Origin of the sequence: Pseudomonas sp. MWU318, assembly GCF_016756945.1 — a bacterium.
GTDB classification, from domain to species: Bacteria; Pseudomonadota; Gammaproteobacteria; order Pseudomonadales; family Pseudomonadaceae; genus Aquipseudomonas; species Aquipseudomonas putida_A.
Genome location: NZ_JAESJL010000007.1, coordinates 298,206 through 323,889, shown reverse-complemented (window position 1 = coordinate 323,889; position 25,684 = coordinate 298,206). Strand labels below are relative to the sequence as shown.

The following is a 25,684-nucleotide window of genomic DNA, read 5'->3' as shown; positions in this document are numbered from 1 at the left end:
CATGAAAATTGCATTTATCGGTCTGGGCAACATGGGCGCGCCGATGGCGCGCAACCTGATCAAGGCCGGCCATTCACTGAATCTGGTGGACCTGAACAAGACGGTGCTGGCGGAACTCGAGCAATTGGGCGGCACTATCCGCGCCTCGGCCCGTGAGGCCGCCGAAGACGCCGAACTGGTGATCACCATGCTCCCGGCGGCGGTCCATGTGCGCAGCGTCTGGCTGGGTGAGGACGGTGTGCTCGCCGGTATCGGCAAAGGTGTGCCGGCGGTGGATTGCAGCACCATCGATCCGCAGACCGCCCGCGATGTGGCCGCCGCTGCCGCCAAACAAGGCGTGGCCATGGCTGATGCACCGGTCTCCGGCGGTACCGGCGGCGCGACCGCCGGCACGCTGACCTTCATGGTTGGCGCCACCCCGGAACTGTTCGCCACCCTGCAACCGGTGCTGGCGCAGATGGGCCGCAACATCGTGCATTGCGGTGAAGTCGGCACCGGACAGATCGCCAAGATCTGCAACAACCTGCTGCTGGCGATCTCGATGGTCGGTGTCAGTGAAGCCATGGCGCTGGGCGATGCACTGGGGATCGACACCTCGGTGCTCGCCGGGATCATCAACAGCTCGACCGGGCGTTGCTGGAGTTCGGAAATGTACAACCCGTGGCCGGGCATCGTCGAAACGGCGCCGGCCTCGCGCGGTTATACCGGTGGCTTCGGCGCCGAACTGATGCTCAAGGATCTGGGGCTGGCAACCGAAGCGGCGCGTCAGGCACACCAACCGGTGGTGCTCGGTGCGGTGGCGCAGCAGTTGTATCAGGCGATGAGCCAGCGCGGGGAGGGGGGCAAGGACTTCTCGGCGATTATCAACAGCTATCGCAAACCGCAATAAACAGGCATCAAATTGCGGGGCGAGCTTCTGTGGCGAGGGAGCTTGCTCCCGCTGGTCTGCATGGCAGACCCAAACCTGGTAAACGCGCTTCCTGAATTTACAACTGCTGCGCAGCCGAGCGGGAGCAAGCACCCTCGCCACAGGTTTTTTGTGAGGCAAAAAAGATCGCAGCCTTCGGCAGCTCCTACAGGGTGTACATCTTGCCCATGTAGGAGCTGCCGAAGGCTGCGATCTTTTGCATGTCAGGCGAAGACGAAATATTTGCGCACAGTCTCGACCACTTCCCAAGTGCCTTTCATCCCCGGTTCAACCACGAAGATGTCGCCAGCACGCAGGTGAATCGGCGCCATGCCGTCCGGGGTGATGACGCAGTAGCCTTCCTGGAAATGGCAGTACTCCCACTTCACATAATCGACGCGCCATTTGCCCGGTGTGCAGATCCATGTGCCCATGATCTTGCTGCCGTCTTCGCTGGTGTAGGCGTTGAGGTTGACGGTGTGCGGGTCGCCTTCGAGTTTTTCCCATTTGCAGGCATCGAGTACCGGCAGCGGATGAGTGTCGCGTAGAACGGTGATAGGGGCGGTCATGTGTCGGCTCCAGACAAGGCGATCAAACGGAAGCTGCACCCTATAGCGGCCTGCCCTGGCCGAGATGTCTGTGCTCGACATTCAGATATCCATACACGCTGCCAGGTTTTACGGATGGAGGCGTAAACCTTCCAGCAAACTCAATTAACGGCAGTATTGATCTGAAACAACGGTTATGAAGTTATAACTATTTTACTTGTCTGGTTTTGCTTTTGAGTACGTCAGTACCGCCGCGTCCTTAGTTAGTTTTGACAGCCGGCCTGCCTTATAGCGCGGGCGCCCCACCATACCCCGTGTTTGTTAAGTAAATATGTCGTGTGCGGCGATTGGCTGCACCAGGCAGGTTCGGTATCTGTGGGGGGTTGCAGACTTTTTTCGAGCTGTAAAAAAACCTTGAATAGTTCGTTGACTCTCCCCTTAAGGGCAGAGTTTAGATTTCCGCCGCGTGAGAAGTTGCTGTGGGAAAAGTTACTTTTCATAAGTCGAATTCATGAAGTAGTCACGACATATAGGGAGATAGAAATGAACAATCCATTGGACTTGGAACATGTTATTGCCAGCACTCGCGAAATCCTCGCGCAGCTGTTAGTGATGGATGCGAATGACATCGAAGAAAACAGCAGCATTGTCGAAGATCTTGGTGCCGACTCGCTGGACATCGTCGACCTGAGCTTCCAACTGGGCCGCCAATATGGCTGCACACTGCCGAAAACCAGCGTGCTCGACCATGCGGTGGCGGTTTGCGGTGATGCCAGCGAGTTTCTCGCCAACGGGCGCATCACCGAAAGCGGCAAGCACCTGCTTGAGCAAAGCCTGAGCGCCTACACCCCGGATCAACTGAAGGCGGGCATGCAACCGGCTCAAGTGTTCGCCGCGACCACCGTGCGTAACTGGGCCAACCAGTGCCGCAATCTCTTCAACTACCTGCCGGCAACGTGCCCGGATTGCAGCGCTCACCAGGCTGTTCTGAACGAGCGCCAACAAGTGGTGTGCGGCGCGTGCAGTGCACGTCTGCTGCCGGCGGATGGCGATGAAGTGTCCCGTCAATTGGTTGAGCAGTTTGTCACCACTCACGCCAAAGAAGCGGTGTAGGAGTTCTCATGCGGGCACGAGAAGTCTATGTGAGCGGGTTCGGTCTGGTGGCGCCCATGGCGCTGGACGCTGCCACGTTGTTCGAGCGGATTTGCCGGAAGCAATCCTGTGTCCGCGAACATCCTCGGTTCAAGGCGCTGGGATTCAACAACAGCGCAGCCGGATTTATCGACGATACGCAGTGGCAGCGGATCGGGGCCGGTTTCGGCGGCAACGCGGCGCTGCACCCACGGCAAAGTGTGCTGGCCGAATACGTTGCCCGGCAGGCGCTGGAGCATGCCGGTCTGACGCCGGCAGACTTTGCCCACAGTCGCAGCGGTCTGTTTCTGGGCGCCAACAAGTACTGTGCCGACAGCCACGATCTGCAGCGACTCAGCCGTTGCATGGATGAAGCCGGACGTGTCGACCTCGACCGTCTGCTGGACAGTCCGGCAGCGTCCGGCGCGCCCTTTATCCGGCGGGTCGATCAACAGACGCAGCACCTGGCCGATCGGCTCGGCATCCGCGATCACATCTCGACTCATTCCGATGCCTGTGCCGCCGGCACCATGGCCATCGGCAGTGCTTACCGGGCCATCGAGCGCGGAGAGATCGATCTGGCTATCTGTGGCGCCGTCGAACTGATGGCCAACGAACTGCCTTATTACATGTTCAACAGCCTCGGCGCGCTCTGTCAGGCTGATTTGCCCGCGGGCGAACAAAGCCGTCCGTTCATGCCTGACCGTAGCGGTTTCGTCCTCAGCGAAGGCTCGGCGATGGTCATTCTCGAATCCGCCGACCACGCCCAGCGGCGCAAGGCTGCGCCACTGGGCCGGGTGCTGGGTTACGCGAATGTCTGCGAGGCACAGAAAATGACCTCCAGCAGCCGCGACGGCAGTAAATACGAGGAATGCATGGAAGCAGCAATCGAAGACGCCGGGCTGCTGCGCAGCGCCGTGCAACACGTCAACACCCACGGCACCTCCACGCAGGCCAATGACAGTTGTGAAGCGTTGGCGCTGCAGCGTCTGTTCGGCGGATGTCAGGACTTCATGACCTTCACCGCCAACAAGTCCGCCATCGGTCATTCCCTGGCAGGCAGTGGCGCGATCGAAGCGGTGCTGTCGCTGATGAGCCTGCGTGACGGTGTGCTGTTGCCCACTTTGAATTACGACCCAGAGCGTGCCGAATACCCTTCGCTGAAGTTCTTGAACGAGCCGGTACGACAGCCGATCAACGTGGTGATGTCCAATTCGTTCGGCTTTGGCGGCATCAACAGCTCGCTGGTTTTGGGGAGGGCGTGACATGAACCGAGCCATCTACCTCAATGCCGCTGCGGTGCTGAATGTGGCGGGCAGTGAATGCGCGGACTTGCTCGGCACGCCCTGCGCGGCGCAACCGCTGGCCTTTGACTCGCAGCGTCGGGCGTTTGCCTTGCCGACGCCGCGACTGGCCAGTGACCTGTTTGATCGCAAGATCCAGCGCAGCGTCGAACCGCAGGGCTTGCGCCTGTTGCATTGCGCCGCACGGCTGGCGCCGGCACTGGCGGCGCTGCAATTGCCCGCGTCACGCATTGCCCTGACAGCGGCCATTCCTGAAGTCGACGCGCCGAGTCCTTGCTGGGATGCGGTGCAGGCGATCATCGAACAGCCGCAAAAACAACTGGCGCAGTTATTGGCCAACACACCGCCCCTGCATGCGCTGACTCTGCTCAACAGCAGTGTCATGGCTTATGTGGCTGAAGCATTGAATTGCCATGGACCAATGGGCGGATTTTGTTCTCAGGACAACGCCGGGCTGGATGCGCTGATCGAAGCCTGCCAGCAGATTGGCGAGCGACATGCCGACGCCGCGTTGGTGGTCAGCAGCAGCCCGAACCTGACGCCGGCCCTGTACCTGCGCGAGCCCGCTCAGGCGAGCGAACCGATTTTCGGTGAGGGCGCCGCCGCGCTGTTGCTGGCGTCGACACCGCCGCCGGGTGCGGCACACGCCGTGCGCATTGCCGGGTTTGCCCGTGGTTACAGCACGGATCCGCATCGCTCTGTTGCGGTGGGGCGGCGCGTGATCGACCAGGTCCTGAGTGTGGAGAAACTGCGGGTCGGTGACGTCGAGCATATCGTCGGCAATTGTGCTGACGGGCACGTGATGAAGCTGCTCGAAGCTTTCCCGCGCGAGATTCGCAGCACCCGCCCCATGACCGGTGAGCTGGGCGCCAGCGGCTTGCTGACCGAGGTCGCACTGACTTTGCATTTCAGCCGCGATACGGCGGCGACGCCGGGTTACACGTTGCTTGTCAGCCACACACGCGCCGGTCACTGGGGCGCATTGCTGTTGGCCAGCGAAACCATGGAGAAGCACGCATGAGTGCGACACGGATTGTGATCACCGGATTGGGCGCCGTTACCGGGTTCGGTTTCGAATGGCAGACCCTCTGGGAAAAAATGCTCGGCGCCGAACATTGCGTGCGGCCATGGCAACCCGACGACCTGCAAGAGGCGTCATTCGCGGTGCGCTACGCTGCGCCGGTCGACATGAGCCTGTTGCCGGAAAAACTGCACAACCATCCGGCATGGACGATGCCACTGGAGAAACGCAGCCGCTTTGGCTGGGTCGCCGCCACACAAGCCGTCAGCGACAGCGGGTTGCAGCCGGAACAGTTGCGGGGCGCTGCGGTGCTGTGTGCCTCGGGAGCACCGCAGCACATGCTCGCTGACATGCTGCTGACCGAAGCCCCGAATGGCGGTACCCCGAACTGGTCCTGCCTGATGTCGCGGGCCGGGCAAGTGAATGCCGATGGCTCGCTGCGACAGAGCAACGACCGCCTGGCGCGGGTAATCGCCGACGACCTGGGCTGTGAAGGGCCGGTGATCAACATCAGCAGTGCCTGTGCCGGTGCTTCCCAAGCGATTGGCAATGCCTTTCAGATGATTCGTCGCGGAGAAGTCAGCGTAGCGCTGGCGGGTGGCGCCGACTCGGTGCTCAACCTCGACACCATGGCGGCGTTGTATCTACTCGGTGCCGCGTCGGGTGAGCAGCGCTGGGGAGCGGATCTGTGCCGTCCGTTTGATCGTGACCGCAGCGGTCTGATTGCCGGTGAAGGCGGTGGTTTTCTGGTGCTGGAAAGCCTCGAACATGCCTTGGCCCGCGGCGCGACGCCGTATGCCGAAGTGTTGGGGTTCGGCAGCAGCCTGGACGCCTACAAAGTCACCGCACCGCAACCGGAAGGACGCGGTGCGGCACTGGCGATGCAGGCCGCGCTGGACGACGCCGGTTTGCGTGCGCAGCAGATTGATCTGATCAACGCTCACGGCACGTCGACTCCGCTCAATGATGTGGCCGAGACCCTGGCGATCAAAAGCGTGTTCGCCGAGCACAAGCATTATCGAACCCTGGCCGTCAGCGCCAACAAATCACAGTTCGGTCACCTGATCGCTGCCGCTGGCGCACCGGAATGCATCGTCACGGCATTGGCCTGCCTCAACGATCTGGTCACGCCAACGGTGAACCTGCATGACGCGGACGAACAGTGCGATCTGGATTACTGCGCCGGTCAAGCCGTCAGCCGCCGAGTGGATTACGCGCTGAGCAATTCCTTCGGTTTCGGTGGCCTCAATACCTCGCTGGCCCTTGGCAAATATCGGGAGCATGGACATGACTGACGCCACTGTACGTGTCGCGATCGCCGGCAGCGGTTGTGTGTTGCCCACCGGCTGGGGCGTTGAGGGGTTCTGGTCGGCGGCCCGCGAAGGGCGCAGCGCAATCTCGCCCCTGAACTCGTCGCTGTTCCACAGCGAGCGGGTCATTGCATTCGGGCACATCGCTGATCGAGATCATCAACGTAGCCGTCAGGACGTTGCGCAAAACCTCCAGCGTTACTGCCCGCCGGCGGTGATCTGGGGCGTCAGTGCGGTGCGCCAGGCGTTGGCCGAGGCCGGGCTTGAACCGGGCCGCGACAACGCGCGTTTTGGTCTCTATTGCTGCCAGGGCGGTTACACCCATCCCTCGCTCGCGTCTTACGGCGAACTGTTGCACGAATGTCAGACCGAGACCGGTGCCGACATGCAGCGTCTGGCCAAACGCGTGTTGCAGGAGCGTGCACTCGATCCGTTTCTGGTCCTCAAGAGCCTGAGCAACGGTTTGCTCGGCGTTGTCAGTCTGGCCTTGAAGCTTGAGTGTGAATGCAACGCCTACATGCAAGGCGTGGCCGGCAATCTGGCGGCGCTGCGTGAAGCGTGCGCGGCGTTGCAAAGCGGTCGGATCGACGCGGCCATTGTGGTGGGCGCGGGCAGTGAACTGGATCCGCTGGCCCTCGCCGCACTGGCCGAGGCGGGGGTGATCAGCACCGACGGTTCGCCAAGCCTGCGTGCCTTTGATCGCCAGGGCTGTGGCGGCATTGCCGGTGAAGGTGCGGCGGCGCTGGTACTGCGCCGCGCCGATGACCTGCCGGCAGGGCCGCAAACCTGCCTGAGCGCACTGTTCGCACATCCTCGTCTGGATTCGCTGAACCTGCCGGACAAACAGGTGGATCTGCTGATCAGCAGCGCCTCTGGCGATCCGCACAAGGATGCCGATCTGGCCCGCACGCTGGCACGAACCGGCGCCGCGCACATCACCAGCAGCACGCCATTGACCGGCATGCTCAGTGGTGCACCGAGTCTGGTTGATCTGATCTTTGCCCGGCAGGCCTTGCAGGCGCAGAGCATTGCGCCGGTGAGTGGCCTGGAGCAACCGCTGGATGCGCATCTGCCGTTTGTGATCGGCGGGCCGCGCGATGCCGTGCTGCACGATTGCCTGGTGATCAACCGCGACGACAACGGTTTCAGCGCCGGTTACCAACTCGAATTTCACGCGGCCGACTGACCGTCGGCACGCAACGAAACGCATCTGATTTTTTACTCAAGGGATAGAACTGTCATGGATTACCGCGATTACGTACGGCCGAAATTCGTTGAATTGATGCAGGCCCTGGGCCTGGAGTGCCAGTTCCACAGAGCGCTGGGCAGTAAATTGTTTTACCGCGATCGGCAGGGCGAAGAGGTGACTGTCACTGACTTCCTCGGCGGTTACGGCGCCGCGCTGTATGGCCACAACGATCCGCAATTTGTCGATCAACTCGTCGACCTGCTGCGTGCCGATGTGCCGTTCAATGCGCAGATGTCGGTGCGCGGTGCGGCCGGTCAATTGGGGCGTGAGCTCAGTGAAGCGTTCAACCGTGAGCTGAACAACAGCGAACGCTACATTTCGACCTTCTCCAACAGTGGCGCCGAGTCGGTGGAAATCGCCGTCAAGCACGCCGAATACCGTCGTCAGAAAAACCTGCAGAAGCAATTCGACGAGCGCGATTTCGCCCTCGCCAATCTGGTTGCCAGCGACAAGGCTTACGTCGAACTGGACATCGACGATCTCGATTTGCCTGCCGGTCTGCTGCCGCAGAATCTGTCCTGCGTCACCGTGCGCCAAGTGGCCGAAGCGGTGCGTCAGCACAACCTGGCGCAGTTGCATGTCGAGCCGGTGTTCCTGGCTGTGCGCGGCAGCTTCCACGGCAAACTGGTGAACACCGTTCAACTGACGTACGGCAAGCAGTACCGCAAGCCGTTCGCCCGTTTCGGCCTCAACGTCGAGTTCATCGACCCGCAGCAACCCCAGCAATTGCAAGAGCTGCCGGCCCGTCACGTGCGTCACTGGCTGAGCCTGGAATGGAGCGGCGAAACCCTGCAGGTGCGCCGTGAGGCGTTCAGTGCGATCACCGCCGTATTGCTTGAGCCGATCCAGGGCGAAGGCGGGATCAACGAGTTCGCCGCTGAGTTCTATCTGGGCCTGCGACGCCTGTGCAACGAGCAGCAATGCCCGCTGATCATCGACGAAGTGCAATCGGGTTTCGGCCGCACCGGCACCTTGCTCGGCGCCAGCCATTTCAACCTGCAGGGTGATTACTACTGCCTGTCGAAAGCGCTGGGCGGTGGTCTGATGAAAATCGCCGCGACGGTGATTCGTGCCAGTCACTACGAAAACGATTTCAGCTACATCCACAGCTCGACTTTTGCCGAAGACGATGCGTCCTGCCATATCGCTCTGGCGGCCTTGCGCCGTCTGTTCGAGAACGACAGCGCGATGCTCAAGGACGTGAACAGGAAGGGCGAATACCTCAAGTCTTCGCTGCTGGAACTCAAGGCGGCCTATCCGGACGTCATCGCCGACGTGCGTGGGCGCGGCTTGCTGTTGGGTTTCGAACTGCACGACCTGACCGGCACCAGTTCACTGGTTCAGGCATCGGCGCAGTACAACGATGCGCTGGGCTACATCATCGCCGGCTACCTGCTGCAATTCGAATCGCTGCGCGTGGCGCCGTCGGGCAGCAACGCCAATGTGATCCGTCTGGAGCCGCCGGTGTGCATCACCTTTGCGGAAATTGACGGGTTGATCGCTTCGTTGCAGAAAGTCTGCGACATGCTGCGCCGCCGCGATGCCTTCCCGCTGGCCGCCGGAGTGTGCGCCGACAGCATCGCGGATGTGCCGACGCGCGAGGTCAGCTTCAAGGAGACCGAAACTCGCCCAAAGTCTGACGAGAACGTGCGCGTGGTGGCTCGCGTGGCGTTCATCAACCATCTGATTGATTCGGACATGCTCAGCGATGTCGATCCTTCACTGTGGACCCTGAGCGCTGAACAGAAACGCGAGTTCATCAAACGCATGGCGCCCGAGCGCCGTGCCGCGCCAATCGGCCCGGTGCAGATTCGCTCGAAACTGGGCACTGCCGTGGAATTCACCCTGTACCCGCTGTGCATGGACTCCGATGCGATGGCCGCGTACATCGCCAGCGGCGATCTGCAAACCATCCGCGAAGAAGTCGGCAATCGCATCAAGGATGCCCGCGCCGATGGCTACACCGTCGCCGGGCTGGGCATGTACACCTCGATCGTCACCAACAACTGCCAGGCCTTGCAGATTCCTGACATGGCACTGACCTCCGGTAACGCGCTGACCATCGGCATGGGCCTGGAAGCCATCGAGCAGGGTTGCAGGCAGCAAGGCCTTGAGCTGGGCGAGCAGACTGCAGCGGTGGTCGGTGCGGCGGGCAATATTGCCTCGACCTACGCCTCGCTGTTGTCGACCAGCGTCGAGCACCTGATCCTTATCGGCAGTGGCCGCGACGGTTCCCTGCGTCGTCTGGAAAAAACCGCTCAACAGATTTACGCCGAAGCCGCCCGCGCGATCCTCAAGGGGGGCGCCGAACACGATCGCCTGGCCCGTCGCCTGCAGCAAATTGATGGAATCGATGGACTCTTGCAGGCTCTCGGCAGCAGCGCCGATCTGGGGCTGCGCGTGGCGAAACTGGTTGAAGAACGCCTGGGCGCGAACGCCTTCATCACCGTCAGCAATGATCTTGAAGTGCTGAAACAGGCGCGCATCGTGCTCTGCGCGGCGAACGCGCCGCAGCCGTTTCTCTTTGCCGAGCACTTCGCCGAAAACAGCGTGATCTGCGACATCGCCGTTCCGCTGAACGTTGACCAGAACCTCGCCAGCCAACGCTCCGACGTGCTCTACATGCACGGCGGCATCGTGCAGACGCCGCTGGGTGATGGCCTGGTGAAAAACGTTCGTGCCTATCTCAAGCAAGGTCAGTTGTACGCGTGCATGGCCGAATCGGTGCTGATGGGCCTGTCCGGTATGAAACAGCACTACTCCTATGGCGACATCAGCCGCGAGCAGGTTCAGCAGATTCGTGCACTGGCGGCGACCCACGGCTTCAGCCTCGCGCAGTTCAAAACCGACAACTCGCTCTAAGGAATGGTCATGCCGAATAAAGTAGCAGTGGTGACCGGTGGCGGTCGTGGCATTGGTCGGGCGATTGTCCAGACCCTGGCCGGAGCGGGTTATCAGATCGCGTTCAGTTACGTGCGCGATGAAGTCGCGGCGATGGCCTTGCGCGATGAGGTGCAGGCGTTGGGGATCGATTGCCTGGCGTTGCAGTGCGATGTCAGCAGTGGTGACAGCATCAAGTCGTTCTTCGAACGGGTCGAGGCGCATTTCCAGCGTATCGATCTGCTGGTCAACAACGCCGGCATCACCCGTGACGGCTTGCTCGCGACGATGTCGGCGCGCGACCTGGTCGAGGTGATCCAGACCAATCTGATCGGCCCGATGCTGTGCTGTCAGCAGGTGGTGCCGGGCATGTTGCGCCAGCGCAGCGGTTGCATCGTCAACATCAGTTCGGTGGCTGCGCAGAAACCCGGTAAAGGGCAGAGCAACTATGCCGCCGCCAAGGGCGGGGTCGAGTCGCTGACCCGTGCCTTGGCGGTGGAGCTGGCGCCGCGCAACATTCGTGTCAACGCGGTCGCCCCGGGCATCGTCAAGACCGAGATGAGTACCGCGCTGATCGGCAGTCAGGAGGAAGAAATCCAGTCGCGTCTGCTGATCAAACGCTACGCCGAACCAGAAGAAATTGCCCAAGCCGTGCTGTACCTCGCCGATCGCGGTTTGTACCTGACCGGGGAGGTCCTGTCGGTCAACGGCGGGTTGAAAATGCCATGAGCCGAACCATTCTGATCACCGGTGCGGCGAAAGGCATCGGTCGCGCGGTGGCCGAGGATTTTGCCGCCGATGCCGACAATCGCCTGATCCTGCTGGATCTCGATCTGGCCGAACTACAACGCTGGGTCGACGAGCGTCAGGAGCAGATCAAGGCGCGGGTCGACACCCATGTGGCGAACATTGCCGATCTGCCGGCCATGCAAGCGTTGTTCAAGACCCTCGGTTCGCAAGTCGAATACGTCGATGTGCTGGTCAACAGCGCCGGCATCTGCAACGAGAACGAACCGGAGGATCTGCTCAACTGGCACAAGGTGATTTCGGTCAACCTCAACGGCACGTTCTACGTGACCTCGCTGTGTCTGGCGCTGATGCCTGACCGTGGGCGCATCATCAACATGTCGTCGATCCTCGGCCGTGCCGGCAAGGTGCGCAACACCGCGTACTGCGCGTCCAAGCACGGCATCGTCGGCATGACCAAGGCGCTGGCGCTGGATCTGGCTTCTCGGCAGATCACCGTCAACGCGATTCTGCCGGCCTGGATCGATACGCCGATGTTGCAGGGTGAACTGGCGACGCAGGCGGCAATCGCCGGTTTGACCCAGGAACAGATCGTACGCAACGCGAAGAAGAAACTGCCGATGCGCCGTTTCATTCAGAGCGAAGAAGTGGCGGCGATGGTGCGTTACCTGGCCAGCCCCGAGGCTGGCGGGGTGACTGCCCAGAGTCTGGTGATCGATGGCGGTGTCGGGTTGGGAATGTAGCGATGCCTCGATTTCACAACAGTCACATCGTGTGTGCGATGTGGGCGTGCATGGCTGCGCCCGGCGCATTGGCCGAATTTGCCGTTGATGATCTGAAGCCCGATTACGCCGACGGTGAAGTCGGCGTGGCCACGGCCATGCGTCTGCACGGCGATGATCAGGTCACACAAAAAGCCATGTATTTCAAAGCCAGCCTGGAAGACAACTGGGAGGGCGGGTACTACAAGGCTAAGGGACGCGTGCGTTACGACGCGCGCTATGACGGCAACAATCCGTACAGCGAACGGGCGCGCGACAAGTACCGTTTCGACGCTGATTGGCGGCACCTCTACGTCGGCCATTCGCTGGGTGACGGCGAAGTGACGGTGGGCTGGCAGCAGGTGGTCTGGGGCCGCGCGGATGAATTGCGCGTGCTCGATCAGATCAACCCGCTGGACTATCGCGATGGTTTGACGCCGCTGCTGGAAGACAGCCGCATCGCCGTGCCCATGGTGCGCTTTGCGCAACCGGTGGGCGAATGGGAGCTGGAGGCGCTGTGGATCACGGACTTCGTGAAAAACCAGGCGCCGGTTGAGGGCAGTGAATTTGCCGCGCCACTGTTTGCCACGCCGGACCCGCAGTATTTCCTGCTCGATTCCAAGCCCGGCTATGACGGCGACAAGGGCTATGCCTATGGCCTGAGCGCCAATGGCCGGATCGGTGCAGTGGACACCAGTTTTGTTGCCTTGAGCGCCCGTCAGCAAGACCCGGTATACGCGGTCGAGGGCCTCGCCGATGACGGCCGTACGCGACTGGAACGGCAGTTTCCCCGTTACACCATGGGCGGTGCCGGGCTGGCGATCGACGCCGGACACAGCATCGTGGTGCGCAGCGAAGTAGCGTATTTCGACAATTGGCGAGTGACCAACCCGACGCGTGCCCACGGCGCCGACAGTACGCCCATGGTCAAGTCGCTGCTGGGTGTCGATTACCTGTTGCGCGACTGGCTGATTTCCGCGCAGTGGCAGGAACAAGTGCTGCTCGACTGGCAGGACGGCATGTTGCAGAACAAACGCGAACCGCTGTTCACCCTGTCGGCCGAAGGCACCCATTGGCAGGACCGTCTCAAGAGTCGTCTGGTCGCTGCTGCCTCGCCACCGTTTCAGGACAACGCATTGCTGCAAGGCATCTTCACCTACAAGCCGGTCGACTACATAAAGCTCGGCCTGGAAGTGGATGTGTTCTTCGGCAAACCAGACAGGTCTTTCGGCGAGTACAGCAAGCGCGATCAAGTGCGGCTGTCGGCCGGTTATCTGTTCTGACCCATCACGCCTGCCGCGCTCGTGCAGGTGCACTTATCCAACGAAAAGGAAGTTGTCATGTTGCCGTTTTTGAAAAGTCTGACCACCGCCGCATTGATCCTCGGCAGTGCTTGCGCCAGTGCCGCCGAGGCTGGCAATGCCGATGAGATAATCCGTCAGGTACGCGATCGCAATGACGGGAACAGCTTCATGTCCCAGGTTTCGCTGATCCTGCATGACAAGAAAGGCAATACCCGCGTTCGCGAGTTCACCTACCTGCAAAAGGATTACCCGGACAGCGACAAGTTCAGCATGTACTTTTCCGCGCCCACGGACGTGCGTGACGTTGCCTTCCACATTGAAAACCCGCACGAAACCCTCGGCCTGGAAGACAGCCAGTGGATGTACCTGCCAGTCAGCCGTCAGACCCGCCGCATCTCCACCACTGACAAGCGCGGCTCGTTCATGGGCAGTGAGTATTCGTATGCCGATCTGGACAAGATCCGCGTCAAGGATTACTCGCAGAAACTCGTTGGCGAGGAACAGATCAAGGGCCGCGACTGCTACGTGATCGAGCGCGAACCGGCCTCCCCGGAGGTGCTGGCCAAGACCGGTTACAACAAGCTGAAGGTGTGGATCGACAAGCAGAATTTCCTGGTCATGCGTCAGGACTTTTTCGACGTCAAAGGTGTGCTGATCAAGCAGATGCGTACGCAGAAAGTCGCGACCATCGACTCGATCGACAGCATTGTGCTCAGTGAAACCGAGCATTTCATCGACGGCACGCGTTCGGAAATGCGCTTTAACCAGTTGCAGTACAACGTCTCCCTGGAAGATCGCCTGTTCACCCAGACCGCCATCAAGCGCGGGCTGAAAACCGGTGACCTGCCGGACTTTGCCGTGTCTGCCCGCTAAGCGCCGACCCCGACGACCTGGAACCGCATGATCATGGAAAGATATCTGAATTTCGTCGAGCGCTATGCGCGGGCGATTGTTTTCCTGCTGGTGGCGATTACCGCGTATTTCACTTATACGCTGGGCGCGCTGGTGTCCGACACCAACCCTTACCTGCTCAAGGAAAGCCACCCGGCGCGCAAGACCATCATCGATTTGCAGGGTGAGTTCACCGGCACGTTCGACTCGGTGATGGTGGCGTTGAACAACCCGCAAACGGTGTTCAACAAATCGACGCTCAACGCGCTGTTTTCGATGTCGCAGTCGGTGCGCAAGATGATTCTGGCCAACGATGCCGACAAGGAGCAGTTGGTGCAGATCGTCGCCCGGCATCCAGACGACAGTCGTGCGCAGTTGTTGACCCGGGACATTCTCGAGGGTGGTTTTTCGCAGAACGATTACGCCAACGCCAAGGCATTGCGTGATCATGCCCACAGTCAGAACTGGGATGCCCATGATCAGTTGTTCCTGACTTTTCTCGCCGAACGGATCAATCCGATCCGCGAAATGGCCTCGATGGGCGACCTGGAAAACATCGTCCTGACCGACGACGGCGAGCTGTTGATCCACAAGACCCTGAATGCCTATGACATCGACCCGGCGCTGGTCGAGTCGCAGATCATGGGCAACGAGTTGATGGTCGACGGGGTGGTGTCCAGGGACAAGAAGGTCGCGATGCTGGTGGCCGAACTCGGCACCAAGCAGGACGACGCTCAGGCGCAATTGCGGGCTTATCAGATCGTGCGCGGCATCGTCGCGCAATATCAGGCCGAACACCCGGAGTACAAGGACGAAATCTTCATTGCCGGCATGCCGATATTTATCGCCGCGCAGCAGGAAATCATCGATCACGACCTGGCCGTGCTGTTCCCGATCGTGTTTCTGCTGATTACCTTGCTGCTGATTTTCTTCTTCCGCAAACCACTGGGCGTGCTGCTGCCGCTGTTCAACATTCTGTTTTGCACCATCTGGACCTTGGGCCTGATGGCACTGTTGCGGGTGCCGTTTGACCTGCTGACCAGTGTGCTGCCGGTGTTCCTGTTCACCATCTGCTGCTCGGATGCTATCCATGTGATGGCTGAATATTACGAGCAGAAAAACGCTGGCAAGAGCAATCGCGAGGCCAACCGCGAAACCCAGCGCTTGATGGTGGTACCGGTGGTGTTGACGACCGTGACGACCATCGCCACGTTCATGATTTCCACCACCAACAACATTGTCAGCATTCGCAATTTCGGTGTGTTCATGTCCATCGGTCTGACCGCGGCGCTGATCATTTCGCTGCTGCTGATTCCGGCGTGGATCGCGATCTGGGGCAAGGATCAGCCGCAGCAGGCCAAGGCTGAGGTGCACAAGGAATCGATTATCTCGCGGTACCTGGTTGCGTTCTGTGCCTGGATGATCCGCTTTCGCAAACCGATCCTGATGGTCATGTTGCCGCTGCTGGCGCTGGCTACCGTGTTCACGTTCCGCGTCGATATCGAAGACTCCGGCATCGCTTACTTCAAGCCTGAGAGCCACATTCGCGTGTCCGATCAGTTCATCAACCACGCCAAAGTGGCGGGCACGGCGCCGGGCTGGATCGCGATCGACAGCAAAGAGCCGCGCGGCGTGCTGACCACTGAAGTGGTGCAGTTCATCGACAAGCTCGACCACTTCATCAAGCAGCAACCGAACGTCAGTTACGGCTACTCGCTGGCCACGTACGTCAAGCGCATGAACCTGGTGCTCAACGACATGAACCCGGATTATCTGCGGGTGCCGAATGCCGTGGAGAAAGTGACATCAATCAATGACGACGGGCAGATCGAGCGTTTTGAAGTGCCGGGCAATTCGCTGATCGAGCAGCACGTGATGCTGTTCGAAAACGGTGGTGGTTCGGACCTGAACAACGTGCTCAATGCCGACTTTTCCAAGGCCTTGACCCTGTACACCATGACCTCGTCGGTCGCCAGCGACTATCAGGGCATGCTCGACCGCCTCGATGCCTGGCTGCTGGTGAATAAACCGGCCAACCTGGAAGTGACCCACGCCGGCACGCCGTTGATCTGGACCGGGGTGCTGCAGGAAATCACTCAGGGTCAGGTGCTGAGTTTTTCCCTGGCGTTGCTGGTGGTCACGCTGATGATGATGTACTGGCTCAAATCGGTTCGCCTCGGGGTGCTGGGCATGTTGACCTTGCTGACCACCTCAGTGACGGTTTACGGCTTCATGTTCCTGTTCGGCATCGAGCTGAACATCGGCACGACGCTGGTGACGTTCCTGGTGGTCGGGGTGGTGGATTATGCGGTGCACCTGCTGTCGCGCATCAAGTTGCTGGTGCAGCAGGGCATTGAGATCGACGCGGCTATTTTGCAGGCGATGCACAGCGTCGGCCGCTCGACGGTGATCAACGTGGTGATCTTCTCCGTAGGCTTCATGGCGTTGCTGTTTTCCGACTTCAAGCCGATTGTCGATCTCGGCGCACTGGTGGCGATGGCGCTGTTTTCCAGCGGGGTCATGACCATTGTCCTGGTGACGCTGGTATCGCCGTGGTTCTTTGCGGCGATTGCGCCGGTGCATGCGCCGGCCCCAACAGTGCGCACAGAGGGGGAGCCGGTGCCGGGCTGATTCGCCAACGCGCAGGCACGCCGGCTCTGAGGCGGCAGGCGAGTCCGCTCATGCGGCGCAGCAGGATTTTCAGTTCAGTGTAGTGACCGGGTTTTTTTCGCCGTAGCGGGCAATGCGCTCGAACTGACATTCCTGGCGGGCGTCATTGAGATTGTTCTCAAACGCCTCGAGGCCATCATGCAATTGCTGCAAATCGCCGATCTGGGTCACCAGTTCGGCTTTTTTTTCGGCTATGGCTCGTTGTGCCATGTCCCACGGGAATTCGTCGCCGCGGTAGTTGTTGAGGATCACCTGCAGCTCTTTGAGCTTGAAACCCAGTTGCTGGGCGCACTTGATGAACGTCAACACCTCGACACTTTGCTGGCTGTAGATGCGGTATTTGCCTTCACGCTTGGGCTCGGGCAACAGGCCGATTTCTTCGTAATGGCGAATGCTTTTGACTGTGGTGCCCGACAGCTGGGCGGCTTTGCCGATATACATAAGGTCCGTCTCGATGATCAAACATAGCGTAGCGCGATCGGGCGTCATGCCGGATCGGCGGCGATTATATGTCCAATACCATCGGAAAATTGCAACTGCGCGTAAATGACGCGCACAGGCGACGGACGGGCTCGTGAAGGGAGCCAGCAGAGGCACTGACGGCGGCGTGTGCGCCGTCAGCTGAGGCGGCTGGAAAGCCTTAGACGGCGGCGGTCACGCGCGCCTGTTCCAGCCAGGCATCGCGCTGGTTTGGCTTGGAGCCGAGGATCGGCCCGAAAGTCAGCGTCTTCAGTGGCTTGATGCCGCAGAATTCCAGCGTGGTCTTGCGCATCTGATGCAGCCCCGGCATGCCATAGATCCATTTGTAGTACCAGTACGGCGTGTCCATGGTCACCAGCAAATGCGCGGTGCGGCCCTTGAGCAGCTTGTCGGGGAAGGCTTTGCCTTCGCGATATTTGAAGGCGAAACCCGGCAGGAAAATCCGGTCCACGAAGCCTTTCAACAGTGCCGGAATCCCGCCCCACCAGATCGGATAGACGAAAGTGAGGTGTTCGGCCCAGGTGATATCGGCCTGCGCTTGCAGTAGATCCGGCTCCAGTGGCTGCACCTTGTTGTAGCCTTCGTGCAGGACCGGGTCGAACTCCAGCGCATCCAGTCGCAGCAGCCGCACGTCATGCCCGGCATCCTTGGCGGCCTGAACGTAGGTTTCACTCAATGCCCCGCAAAAGCTGTCGGTGGAGGGGTGGCCCAGTATCACGAGCATTCGTTTGCTCATTGTGTGTACTCCTGAAATGAAGCCCACAGGATAGAGTCTGCCCCTAGCGGTAGAGTCAAGGCACCAGCGCATCAAACAAGGCCCGGGCGTAACCTGGCAGGTGGTCGAAGTCCCGTGCGCACAGTTGCAAGGTGCGATGCGCCCAGACTTCGGCCAGCGGCCGGCACGTTATCGAGTGCACCGAGGCCCAGCGCTCGATGGCCACCTTGGGCACGATGGCCAGCCCCGCACCTCGCGCCACCATGCGCATGACGCCCTCGAAGCCATCAGCGCGGATCCGGATCGACATGCGCTGGCCGATGTGCAGCGCTTGTTCCTCCAGATGAATCGCCAGCGCGCTGTGGCTGCCAAGCGCCACATAGTCGTGCGCCAGGGTTTCACCAAACGTTAGCGACGCCTGACTCGCCAAAGCATGTTCAGGAGGCAGGATCAGTATCAATGGATCGTCGCGAAAGGGCCGGGTTTGCAGACCGAGGGTGTCGACCGCATCGGAAACGATCCCCAGGTCCGCCGCGCCCTGGCGCAAGGCGTGGGTGATGCGCGCGCTGGGCAGTTCCTGCAGATCGATGTCGAGGTTGGGATGCTCTCGCAAAAAGTCCGCCAGCACTTCCGGCAGGTATTCAGTGATCGCCGTGGTGTTGCACAACAGCCGCACCTGACCTTTGACGCCCTGCGCGTATTCGGCCAGATCCTGCTGCATGCGTTCGGCCTGTTGCAGGAGAATGCGCGCGTGTTGCGCCAGAGCCTTGCCGGCCGGCGTCGGGCTCACGCCACGGCGACCGCGTTGCAGGAATTCGGTGCCCAGCGAGGCTTCCATGGCGCGGATGCGGGCGCTGGCGGCGGCCAGTGAAAGATGGCTGCGGGCGGCGCCGGCGGTGATGTTGCCGGTGTCGAGGATGTGCAGGTAGAGGCGCAGGTCGGTGAGGTCGAAGTGCATCGGGGCAGCCTCAAATTTTTGTAGGGGCAGCACTGGCCCTATCGCGAGCAGGCTCACTCCTACATTGGATCGGAGGTGAACGCCAACCTGTAGGAGTGAGCCTGCTCGCGATGAGGCCGGTCGCTCCAATGAATAATTCAGCCTCTTGCATTGGCAGAGGCAGCCTCAGTATATGGCAGATTTTCAACACTCCATCCAAAGCGCACAGTAGCGCCATGAACGCACTCGCAGATTTCTACCAGAACCTTGGCATGGCCCTGTCCCTGCTGGTCGTCGCCACCTTCATCATGGCCGGGCTGGTCAAGGGCGTGATCGGCCTCGGCCTGCCCACCGTCGCCATGGGCCTGCTCGGTCTGGCTATGGCCCCGTCGCAGGCAGCCGCGCTGCTGATCATTCCGGCGACACTGACCAATGTCTGGCAATTGGCGTTCGGCGGACATTTAAAAGGGCTGATCAAACGCCTGTGGCCGCTGTTGCTGATGATCTTCCTCGGCACCGCCGTCGGCACGTTGTCGATCGGCATGGCAGGCGGGCATTGGGTGGTGCGTGGGCTGGGCGCGGCGTTGCTGCTGTATGCATTGAGCGGGTTGCTGCTGCCGACGCTGCAGGTCAATCCTCGGCATGAGCCGTGGCTGGGTCCGCTGTGCGGACTGATCACCGGGGTCATCACTTCGGCCACCGGCGTGTTCGTGATTCCGGCGGTGCCGTACCTGCAGGCGCTGGGTTTGCAGCGCGATGAACTGGTGCAGGCGCTGGGCCTGTCGTTCACCGTGTCGACCCTGGCGCTGGCCGGAGGCCTCTTCTGGCGCGGCGCACTGGGCAGTGGCGAATTAAGTGCGTCGCTGCTGGTGCTGATCCCGGCGATGCTGGGCATGTGGTTCGGCCAATGGCTGCGTCAGCGCATCAGTGCCGTGCTGTTCAAGCGGGTGTTCTTCATCGGACTGGGCGCACTCGGCGCCCATCTGCTGATCAGCGGCTAGCCGACGAGGCGCTCAGCATGTCGATGCGACGGATATCGAAATCGCGCTCCAGATACGTCATGCGGTTGTCGAAAAAATCGCGCATGTGCGGCAGGTTCGAATGCACGTCGAGGTGCGCCTGGCTTTCCCAGATCTCGTAGAAGATGAACAGCGTCGGGTCTTCCTTGTCGCGCAGCATGTGGTACTCAATGCAGCCGGGCTCGGCGCGGCTCGGTTCGACATAGGCGCGAAACAGCGCTTCGAAAGCCTCGGCTTTTTCCGGGCGGGTCTTGGCGTGCAGGATGAAACCGTGGCGTTCACTCATCGAAACAACTCCTCAAATGCAGATGGCCGGGAATGCTATTGCAACAATCGGCATTCGATTCGTGCTTTTTGATCAAATGTATTTTGCGCCGACGCGGCTTATTCCGCGCGAGATGGATGGTTAACCTGCCGCCATTCGTTTTCCCATCTTTCTCCAGCCCAATGGCTGCGCGAGGCGTTCTGATGAAAAAAGTGTTGTTGCTCAATGGTGGCAAGAAATTCGCCCACTCCGACGGTCGTTACAACGCGACCTTGCACGAAACCGCGCTGAGCGTACTGGATCGTGGCGGTCTGGATGTCAAAACCACGTTCATCGACGAGGGTTACGACGTCGCTGAAGAAGTGGCCAAATTCCTCTGGGCCGATGTGATCATTTATCAGATGCCGGGCTGGTGGATGGGCGCGCCGTGGACGGTGAAAAAGTACATCGACGAAGTCTTCACCGAAGGCCACGGCAGCCTCTATGCCAGCGATGGCCGGACCCGGTCCGATGCGTCGCAGAAGTACGGCAGCGGCGGCCTGATTCAGGGCAAGCAATACATGCTGTCGCTGACCTGGAACGCACCGCAGCAGGCGTTCGATGACCCGAGCGATTTCTTTGAAGCCAAAGGTGTGGATGCGGTGTACTTCCCGTTCCACAAGGCCAACGAGTTTTTGGGCATGAGCGGGCTGCCGACGTTTCTCTGTGTGGACGTGATGAAGCGCCCGAACATCGAGAATGATGTGGCGCGGTATGAGTCGCATCTGAAACAGGTGTTTGGTCTCAAGGCGTGAGGTGATTCATTCGGTGAGGGTTTTAACTGTGGTGAGGGGATTTATCCCCGATGGGTCGCGCAGCGGCCCCCGATCTTGATCTCAAAAAGCGGGGGCCTGCTGCGCAGTCCATCGGGGATAAATCCCCTCGCCACAGGGGGGTTCTCTCTCCACAATGGATTTGTGCAGTCGATCAATAAGGGACACCCGTGAAAGCCAGATCCGATGAGTTGCAGATTTTCGTCTGCGTGATCGAGTGCGGTTCGATTTCCGCTGCTGCCGAGCAGGTCGGCCAGACCCCCTCGGCGGTCAGCCGCACACTGTCGCGGCTGGAAGCAAAGCTCGACACCACGCTGATCAACCGCACCACGCGGCGCATGGACCTGACCGAGGAGGGCAAGTATTTCTTCGAGCAGGCCAAGCTGATTCTCGATCAGATGGATGCGCTCGAAGAGCGACTGTCCTCACGCCAGCAAACCCCGTCCGGACGCCTGCGGATCAACGCCGCCTCGCCCTTCATGCTGCACGCCATCGTGCCGTACATCGACGAGTTCCGTGGCCTGTACCCGGACATCCAGCTCGAACTCAACAGCAATGACCTGATCATTGATCTGCTGGAACAAAGCACCGACGTCGCCATCCGCATCGGCACCCTTGCCGATTCGACCTTGCATGCGCGCTCGCTGGGTTGCAGTCCGCTGCTGATCGTCGCCAGCCCGGCCTATCTTGAGAAACACGGGGCGCCGCAGCAGGTCGCCGACTTGAGTGACCACACCCTGCTCGGCTTCACCCACAACGAAGGCCTCAACCAGTGGCCGCTGCGCTACGTACATGGCGACCGTTGGCCAATCACTCCGGCCATCAGCGCCTCCAGCGGCGAGACCGTGCGCCATCTGGCGCTGGAAGGCCAGGGCATTGCCTGCCTGTCGCACTTCATGACCATCGACGACATCCGCGCCGGGCGCCTCAAGGTTTTGCTGGCGGAGTTCAACAGCGGTTATCGCCAGCCGATCAACGCGGTGTACTACCGGAACTCGCAACTGGCGCTGCGCATTCAGTGCTTCCTCGATTTTATCCAGAGCAAACTCGCCGCTTACGCCAGCGCCGATTTCAAGGGCTGATTCGTGACCCCTGCGCAACAGTGATTTGGGCGAGGGCGGGTTTTTCCATCGGGGTGACTGGTCGATACTCGCTGCATCACTTATTCACGCAGGGAGTTTCTCCATGAACGTATTCATCACCGGCGCCGCCGGTTTTATCGGCGGTTCCATCGCCACCGGTCTGGTCCAGGCCGGCCATAATGTCACCGGCCTGGTGCGCAGCGCCGAACAGGCCGAAGAGCTCAAGGCATTGGGCATCACCCCGGTGATCGGCACCCTTGAAGACAGTACATTGCTGGCTGAACAGGCCCGCGCCGCCGATGCGGTGATCAACGCCGCCAGCAGCGACCATCGCGGCGCGGTCGAAGCCTTGCTCGATGCCCTGCGCGGCTCGAACAAAGTATTCCTGCACACCAGCGGTTCGAGCATCGTCGGCGATGCCTCGGGCGGCAAGTCCAGCGACGTCATCTACTACGAAGACAACCTGCCGGAACCCACCGTTGACAAGGCTGCCCGTGTGGCCATCGACAACCTGATCCTCGCCGCCGCGAAGGACGGCGTGAACTCGGCTGTGATCTGCAACACCCTGATCTATGGCCACAGTCTGGGCGTCAATCGCGACAGCGTGCAGTTGCCGCGTCTGCTCAAACAAGCGCGCAAAAGCGGCGTGGTGCGCCATGTCGGCACTGGCCAGAACATCTGGTCCAACGTGCACATCGAAGACGTCGTCGCCCTGTACCTGCTGGCGCTGACCAAGAACATACCGGGCACGTTCTACTTCGTCGAAAGCGGCGAAGCCTCGTTCATCGACATGACCACCGCTATGGCCGAAGCGCTGAATCTCGGCGAGCCACAAGACTGGCCGCTGCAAGATGCCGAAGCCGAGTGGGGCTACGAAATGGCCAACTACGGCCTCGGCTCCAACAGCCGGGTACGCGGCAAACACGCCCGCGAACTGCTTGGCTGGGTACCGAAGCGTACGTCGGTGGTGGACTGGATCCGTAACGAGATGGTGTGAGTTCACGCTGCGCCGCATCAAGCCCTTCGCGAGCAGGCTCACTCCCACAAATAGAACGCATTCTGACTGAAGCAATGCGATCAACCTGTGGGAGCGAGCCTGCTCGCGAAAGCGCTGGATCAAACAACACAAAAGTTGAATGGCACGCCGTCATCGTCCGTTTTTTTGTCCCGGTACCCCCTACAAACACAGCGGCTACCAGTGAAATTTGATTTTTAGCGAGGACTTCGCCGGGTGCTCGGGAAATTACCGACTAGGCTGCTACCCCGGTGCAACGAAGGCGGCTGCGATGAATGTCGCCCAAAACGTTTTGCAGGCATGAGGCTCGTTTCAGGACTCCGTCAGCGGCGTGCTGTCGGCGGTCGGCAGCGGCGCACTGTGTATTGCATTGGTGACGACTCGACCCAGAGGTTTGCCCGGTCATGACATTGACGTTGCAGCACGCCAGCGTGCTCTGGAAATTCCTCGGTGCGGGGCGCCAACACAGCCCTTGTGAACTGATCGTAGTCTGCGGCTCCTACGACCTGCGGGTCTGCGATTACGCCTGCCAACTCCTGAAAGACGGCGTGGCCCCCCACCTGTTGTTCACCGGCAATACCGGCAACTGGACCAGGCATTTGTGGGAACGCATCGAAGCCGATATTTTTGCCCAACACGCGTTGATGCAAGGGGTGAGGGCAGAGCAGTTCACCCTGGAAACCCGCGCGACCAATTTTGCCGAAAACATTGCGTTTGCCCGGGCGATGTTTCCCGACGTGCGTCGCGCGACCTTTCTGACCAAGCCCAATTCGATCCGGCGCGTGGCGTTGACCTTGCCCGTGCAATGGCCCGGCCTGGAAGCCTTTGTGGATGCGCCGTCGTTCCGATTTCCCGATGACGTCAGCAATCTGATCGGGGTCTTGGGCCTGATCGACGAAATGGTCGGCGATGTGCACCGCATCATGGTTTACCCTTCGTTGGGTTTTCAGGTCGAGCAGGTCATCCCCGAAGAGGTTCAGGTAGCCTGGCGGTATCTGGTGGAGCAAGGCTTCGATCACCATTTGATCAAGGGCAGGAGTTGACGCTGACTCCCGCCGGGAGACAGACATGCAATACGACACGCTGATCCGCAACGCCACCGTCATCGATGGCAGCAACACGCCCGGCTACCGCGCCGATGTGGCGATTCTCAACGGGCGCATCGAACGTATCGGCGACTTGCACGATGCTCGCGCCACGGAAGAAATCGACGCCGCCGGCCGCGTGCTCGCCCCGGGTTTCATCGACGTGCACACCCACGACGACACCGTGGTCATCCGCCAGCCGCAGATGCTGCCCAAGCTCAGCCAGGGCGTGACCACGGTGATTGTCGGCAACTGTGGGATCAGCGCCTCGCCGGTCAGTTTGCAAGGCAATCCGCCGGACCCGATGAACCTGCTCGGCAGCGCAGCGGCGTTCGTCTATCCGCGCTTCAGCGATTACCGCGCCGCCGTCGAAGCGGCGAACACCACGCTGAACGTCGCTGCACTGGTCGGCCACACGGCACTGCGCAGCAATCACCTCGACGACTTGTTCCGCACCGCCACGCCAGATGAAATCGCCGCCATGCGCGAGCAACTGCGTGAAAGCCTTGAAGAAGGCGCGCTCGGCTTATCCACAGGTCTGGCCTACGCCAGCGCCTTTAACGCCTCCACCGACGAAGTGAAGCAACTGACCGAAGAACTGACCGCATTTGGCGCGGTGTACACCACCCACCTGCGCAGTGAATTCGAACCGGTGCTGGAGGCGATGGAGGAAGCGTTCAGCATCGGCCGTCACGCGCGATCCCCGGTGATCATCTCCCACCTCAAATGCGCCGGCGTCGGCAACTGGGGGCGTAGTCCGCAGTTGCTCGCATCGCTGGAAGCAGCGGCGAAAACCCAGCACGTGGGCTGCGATTGCTATCCCTACGCGGCGAGTTCTTCGACGCTGGATCTGAAGCAAGTCACCGACGCCCACCGCATCACCATCACCTGGTCGACACCGCATCCTGAAGTCAGCGGACGCGAGCTGATCGACATCGCCGCCGAATGGAACGTGCCACTGCTCGAAGCCGCCAAGCGCCTGCAACCGGCGGGGGCGGTGTACTACGGCATGGACGAGGCCGATGTACGAAAAATCCTCGCGCATCCATTGTCGATGGTCGGGTCTGACGGCCTGCCGGAAGACCCGTTCCCGCATCCGCGCCTGTGGGGCGCTTTCCCACGGGTATTGGGACATTTCAGCCGTGATGTCGGGCTGTTTCCGCTGCATACGGCCGTGCACAAGATGACCGGTCTGTCGGCGGCACGGTTTGGCTTGAAAGGGCGCGGCGAGATTCGTGAAGGCTATTGGGCGGATCTGGTGCTGTTCGATCCTTTGACGGTGCGAGATGTGGCGGATTTCCATGATCCGCAGCGAGCGGCGCAGGGGATTGATGGGGTGTGGGTCAATGGGGGGTTGAGTTATCGCGACGGACAGGCGAACGGGCGTCGAAAAGGGCGGTTTCTGGCGAGGAATGGGGATTTGCGCGAAGGGTTTCATTGATTGCCAAGCCCCTGTAGGAGCTGCCGAAGGCTGCGATCTTTTGATCTGCGTCTCATGGTGGCACTCTGAGATTAAAGAATGTCGAAACCAAGCCGAATTGCTGACATCCA

General features: G+C 60.6%; 23 protein-coding genes. 18 read left to right on the top strand and 5 right to left on the bottom strand.

Going from position 1 to position 25,684, the window contains the following annotated elements:
• Position 1 precedes the first annotated feature (1 nt).
• Positions 2–889, top strand: coding sequence for a 3-hydroxyisobutyrate dehydrogenase (gene mmsB / locus JN524_RS18540; protein ID WP_007962098.1), 888 nt, complete (start codon positions 2–4; stop codon positions 887–889).
• A gap of 242 nt (positions 890–1,131) precedes the next feature.
• Here the strand turns inward: mmsB and JN524_RS18535 are convergent, their stop codons facing one another.
• Positions 1,132–1,476 carry a cupin domain-containing protein gene (locus JN524_RS18535; protein ID WP_003177747.1) on the bottom strand — a complete coding sequence of 115 codons (345 nt, stop codon included), beginning with the start codon at positions 1,474–1,476 and terminating at the stop codon, positions 1,132–1,134.
• Positions 1,477–1,998: 522 nt separating this feature from the next.
• Between JN524_RS18535 and JN524_RS18530 the strand changes: the two genes are divergently transcribed.
• Genes JN524_RS18530 through JN524_RS18480 form a run of 11 tightly spaced genes read left to right on the top strand, consistent with a single transcriptional unit; the run spans position 1,999 to position 16,684 of the window.
• The gene (locus JN524_RS18530; protein WP_202370265.1) at positions 1,999–2,568 is read left to right on the top strand and encodes an acyl carrier protein; all 570 of its coding nucleotides are present in this window, start codon (positions 1,999–2,001) and stop codon (positions 2,566–2,568) included.
• An 8-nt stretch (positions 2,569–2,576) separates the two neighbouring features.
• Positions 2,577–3,851 (top strand): beta-ketoacyl-[acyl-carrier-protein] synthase family protein, encoded by a 1,275-nt coding sequence (locus JN524_RS18525; protein ID WP_202370264.1) that lies wholly within the window; start codon positions 2,577–2,579, stop codon positions 3,849–3,851.
• A 1-nt stretch (position 3,852) separates the two neighbouring features.
• Complete coding sequence (locus tag JN524_RS18520; protein WP_202370263.1) at positions 3,853–4,911, top strand: beta-ketoacyl synthase; 1,059 nt, start codon at positions 3,853–3,855, stop codon at positions 4,909–4,911.
• Positions 4,908–6,206, top strand: a complete 1,299-nt coding sequence (locus JN524_RS18515; RefSeq protein WP_202370262.1) for a beta-ketoacyl-[acyl-carrier-protein] synthase family protein — start codon at positions 4,908–4,910, stop codon at positions 6,204–6,206. The genes JN524_RS18520 and JN524_RS18515 overlap by 4 nt, the downstream gene beginning before the upstream one ends.
• Positions 6,199–7,407 (top strand): beta-ketoacyl synthase N-terminal-like domain-containing protein, encoded by a 1,209-nt coding sequence (locus tag JN524_RS18510; protein ID WP_202370261.1) that lies wholly within the window; start codon positions 6,199–6,201, stop codon positions 7,405–7,407. Before JN524_RS18515 ends, JN524_RS18510 begins: the two co-directional genes overlap by 8 nt.
• Positions 7,408–7,461: 54 nt before the next feature.
• The gene (locus tag JN524_RS18505) at positions 7,462–10,332 is read left to right on the top strand and encodes an aminotransferase class III-fold pyridoxal phosphate-dependent enzyme (RefSeq protein WP_202370260.1); all 2,871 of its coding nucleotides are present in this window, start codon (positions 7,462–7,464) and stop codon (positions 10,330–10,332) included.
• Between the two features lie 9 nt (positions 10,333–10,341).
• A complete protein-coding gene (locus JN524_RS18500) occupies positions 10,342–11,079 on the top strand; it encodes a 3-oxoacyl-ACP reductase family protein (RefSeq protein ID WP_202370259.1) in 738 nt (245 codons plus the stop codon).
• Positions 11,076–11,840: an SDR family oxidoreductase gene (locus JN524_RS18495; protein ID WP_202370258.1), complete on the top strand. Its 765-nt coding sequence runs from the start codon at positions 11,076–11,078 to the stop codon at positions 11,838–11,840. Before JN524_RS18500 ends, JN524_RS18495 begins: the two co-directional genes overlap by 4 nt.
• A gap of 2 nt (positions 11,841–11,842) precedes the next feature.
• Positions 11,843–13,141, top strand: coding sequence for a DUF1302 family protein (locus JN524_RS18490; protein WP_202370257.1), 1,299 nt, complete (start codon positions 11,843–11,845; stop codon positions 13,139–13,141).
• A 57-nt stretch (positions 13,142–13,198) separates the two neighbouring features.
• Complete coding sequence (locus tag JN524_RS18485; protein ID WP_093442334.1) at positions 13,199–14,035, top strand: outer membrane lipoprotein-sorting protein; 837 nt, start codon at positions 13,199–13,201, stop codon at positions 14,033–14,035.
• Between the two features lie 33 nt (positions 14,036–14,068).
• Positions 14,069–16,684, top strand: a complete 2,616-nt coding sequence (locus tag JN524_RS18480) for an MMPL family transporter (protein WP_202370256.1) — start codon at positions 14,069–14,071, stop codon at positions 16,682–16,684.
• Positions 16,685–16,753: 69 nt separating this feature from the next.
• Here JN524_RS18480 and JN524_RS18475 read toward each other — a convergent pair whose 3' ends face one another.
• The 3 genes from JN524_RS18475 to JN524_RS18465 all read right to left on the bottom strand — a co-directional run bounded on the left by JN524_RS18475 (position 16,754) and on the right by JN524_RS18465 (position 18,876).
• A complete protein-coding gene (locus tag JN524_RS18475) occupies positions 16,754–17,164 on the bottom strand; it encodes a MerR family transcriptional regulator (protein WP_202370255.1) in 411 nt (136 codons plus the stop codon).
• A 199-nt stretch (positions 17,165–17,363) separates the two neighbouring features.
• Positions 17,364–17,939, bottom strand: a complete 576-nt coding sequence (locus tag JN524_RS18470; protein ID WP_007911589.1) for an NAD(P)H-dependent oxidoreductase — start codon at positions 17,937–17,939, stop codon at positions 17,364–17,366.
• A 55-nt stretch (positions 17,940–17,994) separates the two neighbouring features.
• A complete protein-coding gene (locus JN524_RS18465; RefSeq protein ID WP_202370254.1) occupies positions 17,995–18,876 on the bottom strand; it encodes a LysR substrate-binding domain-containing protein in 882 nt (293 codons plus the stop codon).
• Between the two features lie 215 nt (positions 18,877–19,091).
• Between JN524_RS18465 and JN524_RS18460 the strand changes: the two genes are divergently transcribed.
• Complete coding sequence (locus tag JN524_RS18460) at positions 19,092–19,856, top strand: sulfite exporter TauE/SafE family protein (protein WP_202370253.1); 765 nt, start codon at positions 19,092–19,094, stop codon at positions 19,854–19,856.
• On the opposite strand, the gene JN524_RS18455 is transcribed toward JN524_RS18460, so the two are convergent.
• On the bottom strand, positions 19,846–20,160 hold the full coding sequence (locus JN524_RS18455; RefSeq protein WP_103367737.1) for a putative quinol monooxygenase: 315 nt from the start codon (positions 20,158–20,160) through the stop codon (positions 19,846–19,848). The genes JN524_RS18460 and JN524_RS18455 overlap by 11 nt on opposite strands.
• A 182-nt stretch (positions 20,161–20,342) precedes the next feature.
• Here JN524_RS18455 and JN524_RS18450 point away from each other — a divergent pair, with 182 nt between their 5' ends.
• The 5 genes from JN524_RS18450 to JN524_RS18430 all read left to right on the top strand — a co-directional run bounded on the left by JN524_RS18450 (position 20,343) and on the right by JN524_RS18430 (position 25,574).
• Positions 20,343–20,933 carry an NAD(P)H-dependent oxidoreductase gene (locus JN524_RS18450; RefSeq protein WP_202370252.1) on the top strand — a complete coding sequence of 197 codons (591 nt, stop codon included), beginning with the start codon at positions 20,343–20,345 and terminating at the stop codon, positions 20,931–20,933.
• Between the two features lie 188 nt (positions 20,934–21,121).
• A complete protein-coding gene (locus tag JN524_RS18445) occupies positions 21,122–22,033 on the top strand; it encodes a LysR family transcriptional regulator (RefSeq protein ID WP_135294911.1) in 912 nt (303 codons plus the stop codon).
• A 103-nt stretch (positions 22,034–22,136) separates the two neighbouring features.
• Positions 22,137–23,030 carry an NAD-dependent epimerase/dehydratase family protein gene (locus JN524_RS18440; protein WP_202370251.1) on the top strand — a complete coding sequence of 298 codons (894 nt, stop codon included), beginning with the start codon at positions 22,137–22,139 and terminating at the stop codon, positions 23,028–23,030.
• A gap of 422 nt (positions 23,031–23,452) precedes the next feature.
• Positions 23,453–24,091, top strand: coding sequence for a YdcF family protein (locus tag JN524_RS18435; RefSeq protein WP_202370250.1), 639 nt, complete (start codon positions 23,453–23,455; stop codon positions 24,089–24,091).
• Between the two features lie 25 nt (positions 24,092–24,116).
• The gene (locus tag JN524_RS18430; RefSeq protein ID WP_202370249.1) at positions 24,117–25,574 is read left to right on the top strand and encodes an N-acyl-D-amino-acid deacylase family protein; all 1,458 of its coding nucleotides are present in this window, start codon (positions 24,117–24,119) and stop codon (positions 25,572–25,574) included.
• Positions 25,575–25,684: the final 110 nt, after the last annotated feature.

Bases quoted from the DNA above. Each gene is read 5' to 3' on its own strand.
- JN524_RS18530 (WP_202370265.1), top strand. From the start codon at position 1,999: ATGAACAATCCATTGGACTTGGAACATGTTATTGCCAGCACTCGCGAA.
- JN524_RS18510 (WP_202370261.1), top strand. From the start codon at position 6,199: ATGACTGACGCCACTGTACGTGTCGCGATCGCCGGCAGCGGTTGTGTG.
- JN524_RS18505 (WP_202370260.1), top strand. From the start codon at position 7,462: ATGGATTACCGCGATTACGTACGGCCGAAATTCGTTGAATTGATGCAG.
- JN524_RS18480 (WP_202370256.1), top strand. From the start codon at position 14,069: ATGGAAAGATATCTGAATTTCGTCGAGCGCTATGCGCGGGCGATTGTT.
- JN524_RS18465 (WP_202370254.1), bottom strand. From the start codon at position 18,876: ATGCACTTCGACCTCACCGACCTGCGCCTCTACCTGCACATCCTCGAC.
- mmsB (WP_007962098.1), top strand. From the start codon at position 2: ATGAAAATTGCATTTATCGGTCTGGGCAACATGGGCGCGCCGATGGCG.
- JN524_RS18515 (WP_202370262.1), top strand. From the start codon at position 4,908: ATGAGTGCGACACGGATTGTGATCACCGGATTGGGCGCCGTTACCGGG.
- JN524_RS18485 (WP_093442334.1), top strand. From the start codon at position 13,199: ATGTTGCCGTTTTTGAAAAGTCTGACCACCGCCGCATTGATCCTCGGC.
- JN524_RS18490 (WP_202370257.1), top strand. From the start codon at position 11,843: ATGCCTCGATTTCACAACAGTCACATCGTGTGTGCGATGTGGGCGTGC.
- JN524_RS18450 (WP_202370252.1), top strand. From the start codon at position 20,343: ATGAAAAAAGTGTTGTTGCTCAATGGTGGCAAGAAATTCGCCCACTCC.
- JN524_RS18460 (WP_202370253.1), top strand. From the start codon at position 19,092: ATGAACGCACTCGCAGATTTCTACCAGAACCTTGGCATGGCCCTGTCC.
- JN524_RS18475 (WP_202370255.1), bottom strand. From the start codon at position 17,164: ATGTATATCGGCAAAGCCGCCCAGCTGTCGGGCACCACAGTCAAAAGC.
- JN524_RS18520 (WP_202370263.1), top strand. From the start codon at position 3,853: ATGAACCGAGCCATCTACCTCAATGCCGCTGCGGTGCTGAATGTGGCG.
- JN524_RS18435 (WP_202370250.1), top strand. From the start codon at position 23,453: ATGACATTGACGTTGCAGCACGCCAGCGTGCTCTGGAAATTCCTCGGT.
- JN524_RS18500 (WP_202370259.1), top strand. From the start codon at position 10,342: ATGCCGAATAAAGTAGCAGTGGTGACCGGTGGCGGTCGTGGCATTGGT.
- JN524_RS18525 (WP_202370264.1), top strand. From the start codon at position 2,577: ATGCGGGCACGAGAAGTCTATGTGAGCGGGTTCGGTCTGGTGGCGCCC.
- JN524_RS18455 (WP_103367737.1), bottom strand. From the start codon at position 20,160: ATGAGTGAACGCCACGGTTTCATCCTGCACGCCAAGACCCGCCCGGAA.
- JN524_RS18535 (WP_003177747.1), bottom strand. From the start codon at position 1,476: ATGACCGCCCCTATCACCGTTCTACGCGACACTCATCCGCTGCCGGTA.
- JN524_RS18495 (WP_202370258.1), top strand. From the start codon at position 11,076: ATGAGCCGAACCATTCTGATCACCGGTGCGGCGAAAGGCATCGGTCGC.
- JN524_RS18440 (WP_202370251.1), top strand. From the start codon at position 22,137: ATGAACGTATTCATCACCGGCGCCGCCGGTTTTATCGGCGGTTCCATC.
- JN524_RS18430 (WP_202370249.1), top strand. From the start codon at position 24,117: ATGCAATACGACACGCTGATCCGCAACGCCACCGTCATCGATGGCAGC.
- JN524_RS18470 (WP_007911589.1), bottom strand. From the start codon at position 17,939: ATGAGCAAACGAATGCTCGTGATACTGGGCCACCCCTCCACCGACAGC.